Below are 15446 nucleotides of genomic sequence, written 5' to 3' on the forward strand. Positions count from 1 at the left end.
TGCGCCTGAGGTGCAGGGCTACGCTGGAGGGATGACCTCATCCCCTCGCACACCGTCTGCCATCGACAGAGTCGCCGATGAGTGGGTCGACACCATCGCGGTGCTCGCCCCGACGCTCGGCACCTACATCGGCCGAGACGAGGTCAATGACCGTTTCGGCGACCTGAGCCCCGAAGGGCACGAGCAGATCGCGTCAGCGACCCGTTCGACGCTCGCGAAGCTGGAGGCACTCGAGCCGGTCGATGCGATCGACGCTGTCACGAAGACCGATCTCTCCGCTGAACTCAGCCTCGACCTCGAGCTCCATGACGCCGACTGGCACCTCCGCGACCTGAACGTCATCGCTTCCGTGCCCCAGGATGTGCGTTCGTCATTCGATCTGATGCCGACGGCCACCAGCGACGACTGGAGCGTCATCGCGACCCGTCTCGCTGCGGTGCCGGGCGCCCTCCGGGGCTACACCGAGACCCTGCGCGCAGGCATCGCCGCCGGAGTCACCCCCGCTCGGCGTCAGGTGGTCGAGGTCGCGACGCAGATCGACCGGTACACCGCTGATGACGGATTCTTCGCCGCGTTCGTCGCCGAGGCGTCTCCCCAGGAGGGCAACCTCCCCGCATCCCTCGCCCGCACCCTCGCCGACAACTCCGCTGCGGCGCGAGTCGCATACGACGAGCTGCGCAGCTTCCTCGCGGAGGAGCTGGCGCCGGCGGCGACCGAGACCGATGCCGTGGGTCGAGAGCTCTATGCGCTGAACTCCCGTCGCTTCCTCGGTGCGACCATCGACCTCGACGAGACCTACGAATGGGGCCGCGAAGAGCTCGCCCGCATGGTCGCCGAACAGACCGCGATCGCGAACGAGATCCTTCCCGGGTCGTCGGTCGAAGAGGCCGTCGCCCATCTCGAGGCCGACCCGGCTCGCAAGCTCGTCGGCACCGAGGCGCTGCAGCGCTGGATGCAGGAGACGAGCGACCGTGCGGTCGCGGAGCTCGGCGCGACGCACTTCGACATCCCTGAGGCGATCCGCACCCTCGAGTGCATGATCGCGCCGACCCAGGAGGGCGGCATCTACTACACCGGTCCGACCGATGACTTCTCGCGGCCGGGCCGGATGTGGTGGTCGGTTCCCGAGGGCGTCACCGAGTTCGACACGTGGCGCGAACTGACTACGGTGTACCACGAGGGCGTACCGGGGCACCATCTGCAGATCGCACAGGCGGTCTACAACCGTGCCGAGCTCAACTCCTGGCGTCGTCTGCTCGCCGGCACCTCCGGTCACGCCGAGGGATGGGCGCTCTACGCCGAGCGCCTGATGCAGCAGCTCGGCTATCTCGACGACCCGGCCGACCGCCTCGGCATGCTCGACGGCCAGAGGATGCGTGCGGCCCGCGTCGTGCTCGACATCGGTGTGCACCTCGGAAAGCCGCGCCTCGACGGCGAAGGCATCTGGGACGCGGATTACGCGTTGGACTTCATGCGCAGGAACGTGAACATGTCGGATCAGTTCGTCCAGTTCGAGGTCAACCGCTATCTCGGCTGGCCGGGCCAGGCGCCGTCCTACAAGGTGGGCCAGCGCATCTGGGAGCAGGTGCGTGACGCCTATCAGGCTGAACGGGGCGCGGACTTCGACGTCAAGGAGTTCCACAAGCGCGCTCTCGACATGGGAGGTGTCGGACTCGACACGCTCCGAACCGCCCTTCTGACGCGCTGAGGGAATGCGACGGTCGGGTCCGCTGTTCATTCAGCTGAATAGAAAGGGCTGACATGAGCATCGAGTTCGGGCTGGACACCTTCGGCGACATCACGAGAGGCGACGACGGCGAGCTCCTCACCGGCGCGCAGACGATCCGCAACATCGTCGAGCAGGCGGAGCGAGCCGACAGCGTCGGGGTCGACTTCTTCGGCGTGGGGGAGCACCACCGCACGGAGTTCGCGGTGTCGGCGCCGGAGATGGTGCTCGCCACCATCGCAGGTCGCACCAAGGACATCCGCCTCGGCACCGCCGTCACCGTGCTGTCCTCGGACGACCCCGTGCGCGTCTTCGAACGCTTCGCCACTCTCGATGCTCTCTCGAACGGACGAGCAGAGGTCGTGCTCGACCGCGGTTCGTTCATCGAATCGTTCCCGCTCTTCGGCTACGACCTCCGCGACTACGACGCCCTCTTCGAGCAGAAGCTCGAACTCTTCGTCGAACTCCTCACCGAGCAGCCTGTGACGTGGTCCGGAACGATGCGCGCGTCGCTCGAGAATGCGAACGTCTTCCCGAAGACGGAGAACGGCCTGCGCACCTGGGTGGGGGTGGGCGGCAGCCCGGAGTCCGTCGTGCGGGTCGCACGTCATGGATTGGGCTTGATGCTCGCGATCATCGGAGGCCCCGCCGGTCGCTTCCGTCAGTTCGTCGACCTGTACCACCGTTCGGTGGCCTCCTTCGGCACGACCTCGCACCCGATCGCCGTGCACTCGCCGGGCCACATCGCCGACACAGACGAAGAGGCATGGGAGGCCGCCTACTCCGGGTTCGAGGCGATGAACAACACCATCGGCCGCGAGCGTGGATGGCCTCCGTACAGCCGGGCACGTTTCCAGAACGACGTGGGCCCGGCCGGAGCGCTCTACGTCGGCTCGCCCGATCGCGTCGCGGCGAAGATCGCCGACACCGTCACGACACTCGGGCTCGGTCGATTCGACATGAAGTACGCGACCGGAACGCTGTCACACGATGCGATGATGCGCAGCATCGAACTCTACGGCTCCGAGGTCATCCCTCGGGTGCGCCGCCTGCTCGCCGACCGCGACTGACGCGCAGCTCGGCAGCGCGGTGCGGCCCTCTACGATGAAGGAATGGCCAACACCGCGCTGCCGAGCCGGGCGTCGATCGCCGGGCGTCTCGATGAGCTCCCGTTCACGCGCCGCCACCTCCGTCTTCTCACCGGCTCAGGTGTCGGCTGGGCGCTGGACGCGATGGACGTCGGACTCATCTCCTTCATCCTCGCGGCGCTCACCCAGCAGTGGGGCCTGACGAAGACGGATGCGGGATGGATCGCGTCCGTCGGCTTCATCGGAATGGCGATCGGCGCGACCCTCGGCGGCCTCCTCGCCGACCGGCTCGGGCGGCGCCAGGTCTTCGCCTTGACCCTCCTGATCTATGGCGTCGCAACGGGAGCGAGCGCCCTCGTGAGTGGGCTCGCTGCTCTCCTCGTGTTGCGGTTCCTCGTCGGGCTGGGGCTCGGCGCCGAGCTTCCCGTGGCTTCCACCTATGTGAGCGAGTTCGCGCCGGCCCGTATCCGAGGCCGGCTCATCGTCATCCTCGAGGCGTTCTGGGCACTGGGCTGGACGGCCGCCGCGCTGATCGGCTTCTTCGTGATCCCCGCGTCCGACGAGGGCTGGCGATGGGCTTTCGCCCTCGGCGCGATCCCCGCCGTCTATGCCCTCATCGTGCGGTGGGGGCTGCCCGAGTCTCCGCGATGGCTCGCCTCACGCGGGCGCATCGCCGAGGCCGACCGGATCGTCGCGACCTTCGAAGCGGACGCGGGTGTCGAACCGGGGCCGGCGATCAGGCGAGAGCCGGTCTCGCGAGCGATCGCCGTCACCGCACGCGCGCGTTTGACCACTCTGTGGAACGCGGAGTTCCGGGTGCGCACCCTGTGCTTGTGGATCGTCTGGCTCTGCGTGAACTTCGCGTATTACGGCGCCTTCATCTGGATCCCCAGCATCCTGGTCGACGCGGGTTTCGATCTCGTGCGCTCCTTCGGGTTCACGCTCATCATCACTCTCGCGCAGCTTCCGGGCTATGCGGTCGCCGCATGGCTCATCGAGGTGTGGGGCAGGCGCACGACGCTCTCGGTCTTCCTCGTCGGATCGGCCGTGTCGGCCGTCTTCTTCGGGACTTCGACGACCGAGGCGACCATCATCGCCTCCGGCATGGCACTCTCGTTCTTCAATCTCGGCGCCTGGGGTGCGCTGTACGCCGTCACCCCGGAGATCTACCCGACATCCTTGCGAGGAACCGGGGCGGGCTGGGCCGCGGGGGTGGGCCGCATCGCGTCGATCGTCGCCCCGCTGGCCGTGCCGGTCGTGCTCGTCGCCGGGGGAGCACCTGTGCTGTTCGCGGTGTTCGGGGCGTGCTTCGTCGTCGCCGCGGCGGCAGCGTGGGGCCTGGTCGATCGCGGCGGGATGGCACTCGACGACCGCTGATGCCCGCCGTGTCCGTGCGCGGGAATAGGCTGTCGAGGTGACTGACGTTCGCTATGTGGCCATCGGAGACTCCTTCACCGAGGGAGTGGGTGACGTTCTGCCGGACGGTCGCGAACGAGGGTGGGCGGATCTCGTGGCTCAGGGCTGGGCGGATGCCGCCGGTCACTCCATCAGCTACGCGAACCTCGCGATCCGCGGCAAGCTGGCCTGGCCGATCGTCGAGCAGCAGCTGGAGCCCGCGCTCGCGCTGCGCCCGACTCATCTTTCGTTCAACGGCGGCGGCAATGACATGCTCCGACCGAGGACCGACCTCGAGCACATCGCGGACGCGTTCAGTCGGGTTCTGCGCCGGTGCGACGAAGAGGGCGTCACCCTGATTCTGCTCTCCGGGGCGAACCCGAGCGGGCAGCTTCCGATGGGGTCGCTCGTGCAACGTCGCGGCGACCTGCTCTCCGACGCCGTGCTGCGCAGGGTCGAGGGTCGCGACGACGTCGTGCGGGCGCTGAACTGGCCCGATCGAGAGCTCGCGGACGCGAAGTACTGGTCGGCCGATCGCCTGCACATGAGCGCCGCCGGTCACCACCGCGTCGCCGCGCGGGTGCTGCAGGGCTTGGGGTTCGAGCCGCCGTCGACGTGGTGGTCCCCGACCTCCCTCACTGCGGGCGGCCCGGCAGGACTCGCCTACTACCGCGAGTACGTCGGCCCCTGGGTCAGGCGGCGAGTCACACGCACCTCCTCCGGTGACGGCCGTGCGGCGAAGTACCCCGACTGGGTCGAGAGGGTTCCGCACGCGTGACCGACATCGAGATGCGCCACATCTCCGGCGGCTCCGTCACCCTCCACGATGCGCGCCGCAAAGTCGAGCGCACGGTCGCCGTCGAGGACTTCGAGATCGGGGTGTTCCCGATCACCGAGGAGCAGCTCGCGGAGATCCTGCCCATCGCGTCACGGCATCCTCGGCGACCCGCTGTCGATGTCAGCTGGTTGCGCGCCGTCCATTTCTGCAATGCCGCCTCCGAATGGGAAGGCCTCGATCCGGTATATCGGTTCGACGGCGAGGAGGTCAGCTGGGATGCGACAGGGGACGGGTATCGGCTGCCCACCGAGGCGGAATGGGAGTACGCCTGCCGGGCGGGCTCGGTGGGTCCTCACTACGCCCCTCTTGCTGACGCCGCCTGGACGAGTGCCGATGCGATCTCCTCGCCGCAGGAAGTCGGTGGCAAGCTGCCGAACCTCAACGGACTCTTCGACACGCTCGGCAACGTGTGGGAGTGGTGCTGGGATCTTCTGGATCCCGCGCGATACGGCGACTACCGGGTGTTCCGTGGCGGCGGATTCGCGGACGATTCCTGGAGTGTGCGGGCATCCGTGCGCCGAGGGGGAGGACCCCGGATGCATCACGAGGACGTCGGCATGCGCGTCGCCCGAGGGGCCTTCGACACCCCGGACGATGCACAGGGGTGGTCGGTGCGAGCAGATCGCGAGCGGGCGTTCGTCGACGGCGCCGTGCCGTTCGGTTGGACGCCGCTGAGGCGACCCGGGCGCTGACATCACCCGCGATCGATCAGCTTCACCATGTAGTGCTTCGGGTCGGCCGACGGTGCGAAGCCGTACTGCGCGTACAGGCCGCTGGCGGTGCTGGTGGCGAGCATGATGCGCTTGACCGTCGAGGAGTCGCGAAGGTCGTCCAGCACGCCTTCGACCAGCATCCGCCCGATTCCGTGCCCGCGTGCGCTCGTGTCGACGAACACGTCGCAGAGCCATGCGAAGGTCACTCCATCGGTGACGACGCGGGCATACCCCACCTGCCGGTCGTCCTGGTCGCGGATCGAGTAGTTGCGCGATGCGTCGATCGCGGCATCCTGGGCCGTGCGACTACGGCCCTTCGCCCAGTACGACTCCTCACTCAGCCAGCGATGCACCAGTGCGCGATCGATCAGGGCGCGGTCGTTCGAGAAGGTGTAGGTCGCGGGCATGAGCACCATCCTAGAAGCAGTCAGCGCCGCCTCTCGGGATCCAAGCCCATCCTGATGCGCGTGCGCTTGCGTTCGATCAGGATGAAGGTGACGCCGAGGATCCAGAGCGGGATGGGCATGAGGAACGCGACCCGGAACGCCTCCAGCGAATAGGTCTCCGGGGTCCCTGCCCCTTGAAGGTCGAGCGCGAGGCCGATGAGGAAGATCGCGATCAGAGCCGCGATGAACCCGCCCGCGTTCGTCACTCCGGTCGCCGTGCTCAGGCGGTGCGACGGATTGTGGGTGCGCGCGTGGTCGAAGGCGATCATGCTCGCCGGGCCCCCCGTCGCGAGAGCGACGGCGAGCACGTAGAGCAGCCAGAGTGGCGCCGGCTCGGGCAGAGCGAGAACGACCACCCAGGCGACGAACTGCACCCCGACCGCAGGCAGGACGAGTGCGAGCGAGCGCTGATTCGGCAGACGCCGCGACAGGTCGCCGATGATGGGACCGAGCGCCATTCCGGCGACCACGTACACGGAGATGATCCCCGCCGCGTGCGCGGTGTCGAGGCCCTGAGCCGCGGTGAGGAACGGCATTCCCCAGAGCAGGATGAAGGCGGTGCCGGCGAACGGAGTCGTGAAATGAGACCAGAAGGCGAGTCGGGTGCCGGGGTGAGCCCACGCCGCTCGGATCCCGACGCCGGTGTCGATCGCCGAGGTGACCACGCGGATCACGCCCGTGTCGGTGTTGACCGTCACGTCAGCACCACGCTCGGCCGGGTGATTGCGGATGACGAGCGCGACGAGGATCGTGAACAGGACGCCGAGTCCGGCGATGCTGCCGAAGGTGATCGTCCACGTGGTCGCGTGCAGAAGAGCCGCCAGAGGAACGAGAGCGACCAGCTGGCCCGCCTGACCGATGATGCCGGTGAACTGCACCATGATCGGTCCCCGCTGTGCGGGGAACCAGGTCGCCACCAGCCGGAGCACCGCGGGGAAGATCGCCGCATCGCCGGCGCCGAGCAGGACGCGAGCGAAGATGGCGATCCCGATACCGGGGGAGAGGGCCATGGTGAGCTGGCCTGCGGCCATCAGCAGCATGCCGATCGTCATGATCGGGCGGGAGCCGAAACGATCGAGCAGGATGCCGATGGGGATCTGCATGCCGCCGTAGACGGCGAGCTGAACGACGGCGAACAGGGCGAGGGTCGAAGCGTCCGCCTGGAACCGGTCGGCTGCCTCCACACCGACGGCACCGAGGGAGGTTCGGTTCGTGATCGCGAGGACGTACGCCGCGACACCTACGCCCCAGACGAGCCAGGCCCTCCAACCCGGGGTGGTCACGGGGGAGCGGGGAACCTGTTGCACTCCTCCCACGGTACTCCTGGTCCGGCGGTATCCCGACGCGCGGACTCTCGGAGCAGGGGCTGTCGAATGTCCGACGCTCTCGCTACCGTGGCCGCATGACTCCTGCACCTGTGCACCACTCCATCAACTACGTCGAGCTCGTCGTCAATGATCTCGACACCGCGAAGCGCTTCTATCGAGATGCATTCGGGTGGGTCTTCGTCGACTATGGCCCCGCGTACGCCGGCATCGCCTCACCGACGGGCGACGGGTCGGAGGTGGGCGGCCTACTGGCATCCGACCAGGCACGACCGGCCGGCGGTCCCCTCGTGCTGCTCTACTCGGACGACCTCGATGCGACTCAGGCTGCGATCGCGGAAGCGGGTGGCGCGGTGACCCAGGGGCCGTACGACTTCCCTGGTGGTCGGCGATTGCATTTCGTCGACCCCAGCGGCAACGAGCTGGGAGTCTGGGCCGCACAGTGAAGGCAGAATGAGGATGTGACGTCCCAACTTCATTCTCACCCTTCGCACGACGAGCGCCGCCCGTCGATCCGTGTTCGTGAGTCGCTGTGGGACGACGCCGATACGACCGCGGTGAGTGAGCTCGTTCGCACCTATCTCCTGCAGACCGAGATGGAGAAGGTCACGCATGGCAGGGGAGAGTCGGCTGCGCCGACGACAGTGCTGCCGCAGAGATATGAGCGGGAGGCAGAGGATCCACGCGCAGCCTACGCGGATTGCACGACTCTTCTCGCCTCGACCGAACAGCGGCCCGTCGGAGTAGTGGTCGTCCGGGTCGATGGGGGCGAGGGCGAGATCAAGCGCCTCTGGGCAGATCCGGACCTCCGCGGACGTGGACTCGGATCCGCGTTGCTGGATGCTGCGCTGGCACGGACATCCGAGCGCGTCCGTCTGTCCGTCTGGGAGTGGCGGGCTCCGGCGATCGGCCTCTACGAATCTCGCGGTTTCGAGAGGGTCGCTTCCTGGGACGATCGGGAGGGACTCATCTGCATGGTGAGACCCGCAGATACTATGCCCTTGCGCTAACCATCTGCCTGCGCAATACTTATCCGCATGGCTAACCATGACAGCGCGAACGAGGTGTTTCTTGCTCTCGCCGACCCCACACGGCGCGAGGTCATCCGCGCGCTCGGACGCGGCCCCGCGAGCGTGGGGGAGCTCGCCCACCCCTTCGCGATCACGCTCCCGTCGTTCATGAAGCACATTCGCACGCTGGAGGACAGCGGGCTCATCCGCACTTCCAAGAGCGGTCGCGTGCGCACGTGCATACTCGACCGCGACCGTCTCGCAGTCGTGGAGGACTGGATCGAGGAGCAACGGCATGTCTGGGATGACCGGACAGACCGCCTCGAAGCCCTCGTGACCGATCCGGAGGAGACCCGATGACCAGCACCGCACTCGACCCGCGACTCGACCTGACTCTGCAGAGGACGATCCGGGCATCGCCGTCGTCGGTGTGGCGCGCGTGGACCGACCCTGAGCTTCTCGCCCGGTGGTGGGTACCCGCGCCCATGCAGGCACGGGTCGATCGGCTCGACGCGCAACCCGGTGGTGCCTTCGTCACAAGCATGCGCGAGACTGCAGGGGAGTACCTGCCGCATACGAATGGGATCTTCCTCGTCGTGGAACCCGAGAGGCGACTGGTCTTCACGAACGCCATCGACAGCTCCTTGCGGCCGGCGAAGCCCGAGCCGGTCTCGATGACGGCGGAGATCGTCCTCGACGAACACGCCGACGGTACGGCGTATCGTGTGATCGTGTGCCACGGTGATCCCGCCGCGCGGAATCTACACGAAGACCTCGGCTTCTTCGAAGGCTGGGGTTCGGTGACGTCGGCGCTGGCCGAACTCGTCGAGACCGGATCGGCGGCGCGACCGTGAACACCGCTCTCCGGGCACGGGGCGCTCTGGGCGGGGAGTTCCTGCGGACCGAGCGATTGATGCTCCGCCCCCAGGCGGTCACGGATGCGGAGGTGTTTCACCGGTTGTGGACCGAACGCGACGAGCGCGTGCCGGCTCATCGGAAGCTCGATGCCGACGGGCGCCCGACGGTCTCCGACATGGCGGCCCGGATCGCGAACGAGGGAAGGCAGCGCTCCGACCTGCTGTCTGTAGAGGACGCTGCGACCGGCGACGTGTACGGCTACTGCGGACTCATCTTCGAGGACAACGGAGCAGAGGGCGAGCCGGAGATCGCGTTCGAACTTCTGCGCAGCGCCCACAATCGCGGGTACGCGACGGAGGCCGCCACAGCCGTTCTCGCCTGGGCGGTTTCAGCAGGCCACGAGCGAGCGTGGGCGAGCGTCTGGGAATGGAATGTCGCCTCGCACCGCGTGCTCGAGAAGCTCGGCTTCGTGGACTCAGCCCGTGATCGCCCCGCGAGCGAGCACGGGCGGAACATCCTGACGGTGAGGGCGCTACGTCCGACGCCACCATCGTCGATCCGACTCGCGGAGGATTCTGAATGACCGAGCACGTCGTCATCGTCGAGCACGACGCTCTGTCCGATTCTCAGTCGGCCGCACTGCGAGATCTCTTCGACCGCGAGTACCGAGCAGAGCACGGAGCATGGAACCCAGACCGCCCGTACGGCTACTCACCGGCTGACGTCCACACGGTGATCTTCCATGGCGCGATCGCGGTCGCGCATGTCGGATTCCAACGGCGCGTCATACGCGTCGGCGAACGAGAGGTCGCGGTGGCTGGAACCGGGGGAGTCCTGGTCCATCCGGAGTGGCGCTCCGACGGAGTCGGCAGTCGCGTGATGGCTCACGCCCAACAGGTCATGCGCGACGACGATCGCGTGGACTTCGGCTACCTCGGGTGCCGAGAAGAGGTGGCGTCGTTCTACGAACGCACCGGGTGGTCGCGGGTGGATGCGGTGGAGCGTCACGTGTCGATGAGCGACGCGAGCGAGACGGTGACATCTTCAGCGGGGCCGATATTCGTATTCGCGTCCACCTCAGGCGCCGGCGCAGATCCGTGGCCGCAGGGTGACATCGACCTTCGTGGCACTCCCTGGTGATGACCCTCACGAGCGTCGGCCGACAGAGGAATCCCTCTGCTGCTGCGCTTCCGACGGGTGTACTTGCGCAGCAGACCTCCGATGCGGCGCTTTCCATCAAGACGAACCCCACCGGAGAGTAGAGGCCTGTTGTGGTTCGAGCTGACATAATGTGCATTATCGGCATTACCGTGATCAGCGTGAACGAGGCTGTCGATAGGCTCGAGACGTGAACGGAAGCAACGTCGAGATCGATTGGGAAGCCGCGCGCAGCGCGAATCTGCAGAACTGGAACGACCGCGTGCCGTTGCACCAAGCTGCGTACGGATTGGATGCGTTCGACGAGCCGGGTCACATCAGCGACGTCGTGACCGACGACCTGCCGGTGCTCACTCGCTTCCTGCCCGGCGCGAGCCTGTCAGGACTCGATCTCTGCCATCTCCAGTGCCACATCGGCACGGATACCATCTCGCTGGCACGCTCCGGGGCGATCGTGACGGGCGTCGACTTCTCAGAGCCCGCGCTCCGCGCTGCAGAAGCGCTCGCGAACCGCACGGGCGTCTCAGCCACCTGGGTCCACACCGACGTGCTCGATGCGCGCGACGCAGTGTCTGGCGACTTCGACGTCGTGTACACGAGCATCGGGACGATCTGCTGGCTCGAGGATCTCGATCGGTGGGCTGCGCAGATCGTCGCATTGCTGCGCCCGGGCGGCACGTTCTTCATCCGCGACGGCCATCCGGCGCTGCTCGCACTCGACGAGGATGCACCCGGGCTCACGACGCGCTACCCGTACTTCGGCGACGGCCGCGCACAGCAATGGGACGACGAGTCCACCTATGCCGGAGACGGCAAGGTCACTCACCCGCGCACGTACGAGTGGCCGCACCCCCTCTCCGAGATCCTCGGCTCCTTGCTTCGCGCAGGGCTCCGTCTCGTCCACTTCGACGAGGGCCGCACCCTCCCCTGGCGATTCAGCCCTCGAATGGTCGACGTCCCCCGCGGGTACGCTTGGCCCGAGGCCGAGCGCAACCTCGTGCCGTGCACTTACACGATCGTCGCCCACAAGGACTGACCTTCGGAGACCTGCCATATCGGCGAGGTACCCGTACGATGACGTCGTGATTCTGCCACGTGCGACCCCTTCGTCCGTTGCCATCTCATCTCCGGCGATCGGCGCACTACTCGATCGACTGCAGCATCTCGACATCGAGTGCCATTCGCTCATGATCACGCGCCGAGGCCGGGTCGTCGCGGAGGGATGGTGGGCGCCATATTCGGCCACTCGGCCGCACCTGCTCTACTCGCTGACGAAATCCTTCACGGCGATGGCCGTGGGGATGATGATTGACGACGGGCTGCTGAAACTCGACGATCGGGTCATCGACATCCTCCCGGCTCACGTCCCCCCAGACATGCCGCCCCGCGCACGTCTGCTCACGGTTCACCACCTGCTGACGATGACCGCCGGACACGCCGAGGACACGCTGGCGGGTGCGTGGGAACTCGAGCCGCAGGATCTGGTGCGAGGCTATCTGCGGATGTCGATCGAGGCCCAACCCGGGATCCAGCACACCTACGACAACGCGACCACCTTCGTACTGGCCAGAATGGTCGAGCAGGTCGGCGGTAGGTCGCTGTCCACGCTCTTGGCCCAGCGGCTCTTCGAGCCGATGGGTATCACCGATGTCGAGTGGGATCGAGTCGGCAGCGGCGCCGAGTTCGGCTTTCACGGCCTGCATCTCACCACGGAGGCCGTGGCAGCCTTCGGTGAGTTGATGCTGCGCGGCGGCGCCTGGCGAGGACGACAGTTGCTGTCTCGGGAGTGGATGGACCGTGCGACTCGCAAGCACATCGACAGTCGGCACTACTCGCCGGGTGCGCCCGGCAAGGACTTTCACGCCGGTTACGGATATCAGATCTGGATGTCCAGACACGGCTTCCACGGCAACGGCGCCTTCGGCCAGCAATGCGTCGTGGTTCCCGACTTCGATCTGGTCGTCGTGTTGACAGCCGCGCACACCGAGGTCGAACACGCCCAGGAGGTGCTCGACGCGATCTGGGATTGTCTGCTCCCCGGCGTCGATATACCCGGCGGCCCTGATGCGGATGCCATCTTGGCTCGGCGGCTTCGACAGCTGACCATGCCCACGGTCGACGGTGACGAGCGGCGAGCCTCGATGCCTGTGACCGCCACCGTCGACGGCGCGCTCGAAGGATCCGCGTTGCCGGACGGTACTCCGCTCGTGATCGACGCGCGGCCGGGCGGGTGGGTGATCCAGTTCGCGGACTCGTTCGCCGTGCACGCAGGCTACGGTTGCTGGTCCGAGAGCAGTCCTCTGGGGCGCCCGGTCGTCGCATGCGGGGCATGGCAGGACGAGGCGTTCGTGTGTGAGATGCGCATCGTGAGCACACCGCATCGGGTGCGGTTGACAGTTCGGGGTGGAACTGCAGAACTCGTCTGGGTGACCAGTCCGCTCACTGGCACGGATCTGACGGTGCACCTGACATCGCCGCTGATGACCCGGCCCGACGTGGCCTGACCCGGCCTCTCCCCTACGCGCCGACGTACTCCGCCAGGTGCTCCCCCGTGACCGTCGACCTCGCTGCGACGAGATCTGCAGGGCTGCCCTCGAAGACGACACGACCGCCGTCATGACCTGCACCGGGCCCGATGTCGATGATCCAGTCGGCGTGGGCCATGACGGCCTGGTGATGCTCGATCACGATCACGGTCTTGCCTGATTCGACGAGTCGATCGAGGAGACCGAGGATGTTCTGCACGTCAGCCAGATGGAGCCCCGTGGTCGGTTCGTCGAGGACGTAGGTGTCGCCCTTCTCCCCCATCTGGATCGCCAGCTTGATGCGCTGACGCTCGCCGCCTGACAGAGTCGACAACGGCTGCCCGAGAGAGAGATAGCCCAGGCCGACATCTTCGAGGCGTCCGAGGATCGCGGCTGCGGCCGGGAGCTTCGCTTCGCCCTCGGAGAAGAACACCCTCGCCTCCGCGACGGGCAGGTCGAGCACCTCGGTGATGTCTTTACCAGCGAGCTTGTACTCGAGGACGGCAGCTTGGAATCGCTTGCCGCCGCAGTCCTCGCAGGGAGTCTCGATCGTGTCCATGAAACCGAGCTCGGTGATGATGACTCCCGCACCCTTGCATGTCGGGCAGGCTCCCTCGGAGTTCGCACTGAACAACGCGGGCTTGACCCCATTGGCCTTCGCGAACGCCTTGCGAATGGGTTCGAGCATGCCGGTGTACGTGGCCGGATTGCTGCGCCGGGACCCCTTGATCGCCCCCTGGTCGATCGCGACGACCCCCTCGAGCTTCGACACCGATCCGTGGATCAGCGAGCTCTTGCCTGAGCCGGCCACCCCGGTGACCACGGTGAGGATTCCGGTGGGGATGTCGACGTCGACGTTCTGCAGGTTGTTCGCGGTCGCGCCACGGATCTCGATCGCACCGGTGCTGCCGCGCACCGATCCCTTGAGCACTGCGCGATCGTCGAGGTGATCGCCGGTGCGCGTGCCGCTGGCCTTCAGTCCTTCGACCGTCCCCTCGAAGCAGATCTCGCCTCCTGCACTCCCGGCGCCGGGACCGAGGTCGACCACGTGGTCGCCGATCACGATGGTCTCGGGCTTGTGCTCCACGACCAGCACGGTGTTTCCCTTGTCTCGCAGACGCAGCAGGAGCGTGTTCATCCGCTGGATGTCGTGGGGATGGAGGCCGATGGTCGGCTCATCGAACACGTAGGTGACGTCGGTGAGCGACGAGCCGAGGTGACGCAGCATCTTGATCCGCTGTGCCTCTCCCCCGGACAGCGTCCCGGAGGGACGGTCGAGGCTCAGGTACCCCAGGCCGAGCGTGACGAACGCGTCGAGGTTGGCGCTGAGCGCCTCGAGCAGCGGAGCGGCGCCCGGAAGCTCCAGACCGCGCACCCATTCAGCGAGATCGGTGACCTGCATGCGGCATGCATCGGCGATGCTGACGCCTTCGATCTTCGATGATCGAGCGCCCTCGGTGAGACGCGTACCGTCGCACTCGGGGCAGGTTGCGAAGGTCGCGACGCGCTCGACGAATGCCCGGATGTGGGGCTGCAGGGCGTCGAGATCCTTTGACAGCATCGACTTGGTGATCTTGGGGATGAGCCCCTCGTAGGTCATGTTGATGCCCGAGATCTTGACCTTGGTGACCTCACCGTAGAGAAAGAGCTGACGATGCTTCTCGGTGAACTCCGCGACCGGCTTGTCGGCGGGGTAGAAACCCGACGCGGAGAAGCCTTTGACCATCCAGCCGTCCGCGGTGTACCCGGGGACCATGATGGCCCCCTCATCGAGGGACTTCGATTCGTCGACGATCTGGGAGAGATCGAGGTCGGACACCGACCCCCTGCCCTCGCATCGGGGGCACATCCCGCCGAGGTAGATCGCGTCCTTGACGATCTTCTTCTCTCCGCCCGGCCCTGTCATCACGCCGCTGGCCTTCTGCGTGGGGATGTTGAAGGAGAACGCCGTGGGGCCGCCGATGTAAGGCTGGCCCAACTTGCTGAAGAGTATCCGCAGCATCGCGTTCGCATCGGTGACCGTGCCGACGGTCGACCGTGGATTCGCCCCGAGGCGTTCCTGGTCGACGATGATCGAGGTCGTGAGACCCTCGAGCACGTCGACGTCCGGGCGTGGCACCGACGGCATGAACCCCTGGACGAACGCGCTGTAGGTCTCGTCGATCATGCGCCGCGATTCGGCGGCGATCGTGTCGAAGACCAGCGAGCTCTTGCCCGATCCGGAGACCCCGGTGAACACCGTGAGACGACGCTTGGGGATGTCGACGCTCACTTCTTTCAGGTTGTTCTCGCGCGCACCCTGCACGCGGATGATGTCGTGGCCGTCTGCGGGGTGCGTCGTCGTCATGGTGATCCTCGAGTAGG

General features: G+C 66.8%; 16 protein-coding genes. 13 read left to right on the forward strand and 3 right to left on the reverse strand.

The window, feature by feature from the left end; genetic code table 11:
* The first annotated feature begins 31 nt into the window (after nt 1-31).
* The 5 genes from ACIP5T_RS02565 to ACIP5T_RS02585 are packed head-to-tail and all read left to right on the forward strand — an operon-like array spanning nt 32 to nt 5739.
* Nucleotides 32-1708, forward strand: coding sequence for a DUF885 domain-containing protein (locus ACIP5T_RS02565; RefSeq protein ID WP_400860338.1), 1677 nt, complete (start codon nt 32-34; stop codon nt 1706-1708).
* A 53-nt stretch (nt 1709-1761) separates the two neighbouring features.
* On the forward strand, nt 1762-2796 hold the full coding sequence (locus ACIP5T_RS02570) for an LLM class flavin-dependent oxidoreductase (protein WP_400860340.1): 1035 nt from the start codon (nt 1762-1764) through the stop codon (nt 2794-2796).
* 42 nt (nt 2797-2838) lie between these two features.
* Nucleotides 2839-4191, forward strand: coding sequence for an MFS transporter (locus ACIP5T_RS02575; protein WP_400860342.1), 1353 nt, complete (start codon nt 2839-2841; stop codon nt 4189-4191).
* A 37-nt stretch (nt 4192-4228) separates the two neighbouring features.
* Nucleotides 4229-4987 (forward strand): SGNH/GDSL hydrolase family protein, encoded by a 759-nt coding sequence (locus tag ACIP5T_RS02580; RefSeq protein WP_400860343.1) that lies wholly within the window; start codon nt 4229-4231, stop codon nt 4985-4987.
* 11 nt (nt 4988-4998) lie between these two features.
* Nucleotides 4999-5739, forward strand: coding sequence for a formylglycine-generating enzyme family protein (locus tag ACIP5T_RS02585; protein ID WP_400864571.1), 741 nt, complete (start codon nt 4999-5001; stop codon nt 5737-5739).
* A gap of 2 nt (nt 5740-5741) precedes the next feature.
* Here ACIP5T_RS02585 and ACIP5T_RS02590 read toward each other — a convergent pair whose 3' ends face one another.
* Both ACIP5T_RS02590 and ACIP5T_RS02595 read right to left on the reverse strand, forming a co-directional pair.
* Nucleotides 5742-6167: a GNAT family N-acetyltransferase gene (locus ACIP5T_RS02590; protein ID WP_400860344.1), complete on the reverse strand. Its 426-nt coding sequence runs from the start codon at nt 6165-6167 to the stop codon at nt 5742-5744.
* A 20-nt stretch (nt 6168-6187) separates the two neighbouring features.
* A complete protein-coding gene (locus tag ACIP5T_RS02595; protein ID WP_400860346.1) occupies nt 6188-7513 on the reverse strand; it encodes a nitrate/nitrite transporter in 1326 nt (441 codons plus the stop codon).
* Between the two features lie 95 nt (nt 7514-7608).
* Between ACIP5T_RS02595 and ACIP5T_RS02600 the strand changes: the two genes are divergently transcribed.
* The 8 genes from ACIP5T_RS02600 (at nt 7609) to ACIP5T_RS02635 (ending at nt 13061) form a co-directional block, all read left to right on the forward strand.
* On the forward strand, nt 7609-7977 hold the full coding sequence (locus tag ACIP5T_RS02600) for a VOC family protein (protein ID WP_400860348.1): 369 nt from the start codon (nt 7609-7611) through the stop codon (nt 7975-7977).
* Nucleotides 7978-7992: 15 nt separating this feature from the next.
* Complete coding sequence (locus ACIP5T_RS02605; RefSeq protein WP_400860349.1) at nt 7993-8541, forward strand: GNAT family N-acetyltransferase; 549 nt, start codon at nt 7993-7995, stop codon at nt 8539-8541.
* Nucleotides 8542-8568: 27 nt separating this feature from the next.
* Entirely contained in the window at nt 8569-8901 is a 333-nt protein-coding gene (locus ACIP5T_RS02610; protein WP_400860351.1) for an ArsR/SmtB family transcription factor, read from the forward strand.
* A complete protein-coding gene (locus ACIP5T_RS02615) occupies nt 8898-9395 on the forward strand; it encodes an SRPBCC domain-containing protein (protein ID WP_400860353.1) in 498 nt (165 codons plus the stop codon). The genes ACIP5T_RS02610 and ACIP5T_RS02615 overlap by 4 nt, the downstream gene beginning before the upstream one ends.
* Nucleotides 9392-9982 (forward strand): GNAT family N-acetyltransferase, encoded by a 591-nt coding sequence (locus ACIP5T_RS02620; protein WP_400860355.1) that lies wholly within the window; start codon nt 9392-9394, stop codon nt 9980-9982. The genes ACIP5T_RS02615 and ACIP5T_RS02620 overlap by 4 nt, the downstream gene beginning before the upstream one ends.
* Complete coding sequence (locus tag ACIP5T_RS02625) at nt 9979-10539, forward strand: GNAT family N-acetyltransferase (protein ID WP_400860356.1); 561 nt, start codon at nt 9979-9981, stop codon at nt 10537-10539. The genes ACIP5T_RS02620 and ACIP5T_RS02625 overlap by 4 nt, the downstream gene beginning before the upstream one ends.
* Before the next feature lie 208 nt (nt 10540-10747).
* The gene (locus ACIP5T_RS02630; protein ID WP_400860358.1) at nt 10748-11593 is read left to right on the forward strand and encodes a class I SAM-dependent methyltransferase; all 846 of its coding nucleotides are present in this window, start codon (nt 10748-10750) and stop codon (nt 11591-11593) included.
* Nucleotides 11594-11639: 46 nt separating this feature from the next.
* A complete protein-coding gene (locus ACIP5T_RS02635; RefSeq protein ID WP_400860360.1) occupies nt 11640-13061 on the forward strand; it encodes a serine hydrolase domain-containing protein in 1422 nt (473 codons plus the stop codon).
* A gap of 13 nt (nt 13062-13074) precedes the next feature.
* Here ACIP5T_RS02635 and ACIP5T_RS02640 read toward each other — a convergent pair whose 3' ends face one another.
* The gene (locus ACIP5T_RS02640) at nt 13075-15429 is read right to left on the reverse strand and encodes an ATP-binding cassette domain-containing protein (RefSeq protein WP_400860361.1); all 2355 of its coding nucleotides are present in this window, start codon (nt 15427-15429) and stop codon (nt 13075-13077) included.
* Nucleotides 15430-15446: the final 17 nt, after the last annotated feature.

The organism is Microbacterium sp. NPDC088619, assembly GCF_044752825.1.
In the GTDB taxonomy this organism is placed as follows: Bacteria; Actinomycetota; Actinomycetes; order Actinomycetales; family Microbacteriaceae; genus Microbacterium.

What these genes read in the sequence shown, in the direction of transcription:
- ACIP5T_RS02565 (WP_400860338.1), top strand. Translation starts at nt 32, where the DNA reads ATGACCTCATCCCCTCGCACACCGTCTGCCATCGACAGAGTCGCCGAT.
- ACIP5T_RS02570 (WP_400860340.1), top strand. Translation starts at nt 1,762, where the DNA reads ATGAGCATCGAGTTCGGGCTGGACACCTTCGGCGACATCACGAGAGGC.
- ACIP5T_RS02575 (WP_400860342.1), top strand. Translation starts at nt 2,839, where the DNA reads ATGGCCAACACCGCGCTGCCGAGCCGGGCGTCGATCGCCGGGCGTCTC.
- ACIP5T_RS02585 (WP_400864571.1), top strand. Translation starts at nt 4,999, where the DNA reads ATGCGCCACATCTCCGGCGGCTCCGTCACCCTCCACGATGCGCGCCGC.
- ACIP5T_RS02590 (WP_400860344.1), bottom strand. Translation starts at nt 6,167, where the DNA reads ATGCCCGCGACCTACACCTTCTCGAACGACCGCGCCCTGATCGATCGC.
- ACIP5T_RS02600 (WP_400860348.1), top strand. Translation starts at nt 7,609, where the DNA reads ATGACTCCTGCACCTGTGCACCACTCCATCAACTACGTCGAGCTCGTC.
- ACIP5T_RS02610 (WP_400860351.1), top strand. Translation starts at nt 8,569, where the DNA reads ATGGCTAACCATGACAGCGCGAACGAGGTGTTTCTTGCTCTCGCCGAC.
- ACIP5T_RS02615 (WP_400860353.1), top strand. Translation starts at nt 8,898, where the DNA reads ATGACCAGCACCGCACTCGACCCGCGACTCGACCTGACTCTGCAGAGG.
- ACIP5T_RS02625 (WP_400860356.1), top strand. Translation starts at nt 9,979, where the DNA reads ATGACCGAGCACGTCGTCATCGTCGAGCACGACGCTCTGTCCGATTCT.
- ACIP5T_RS02640 (WP_400860361.1), bottom strand. Translation starts at nt 15,429, where the DNA reads ATGACGACGACGCACCCCGCAGACGGCCACGACATCATCCGCGTGCAG.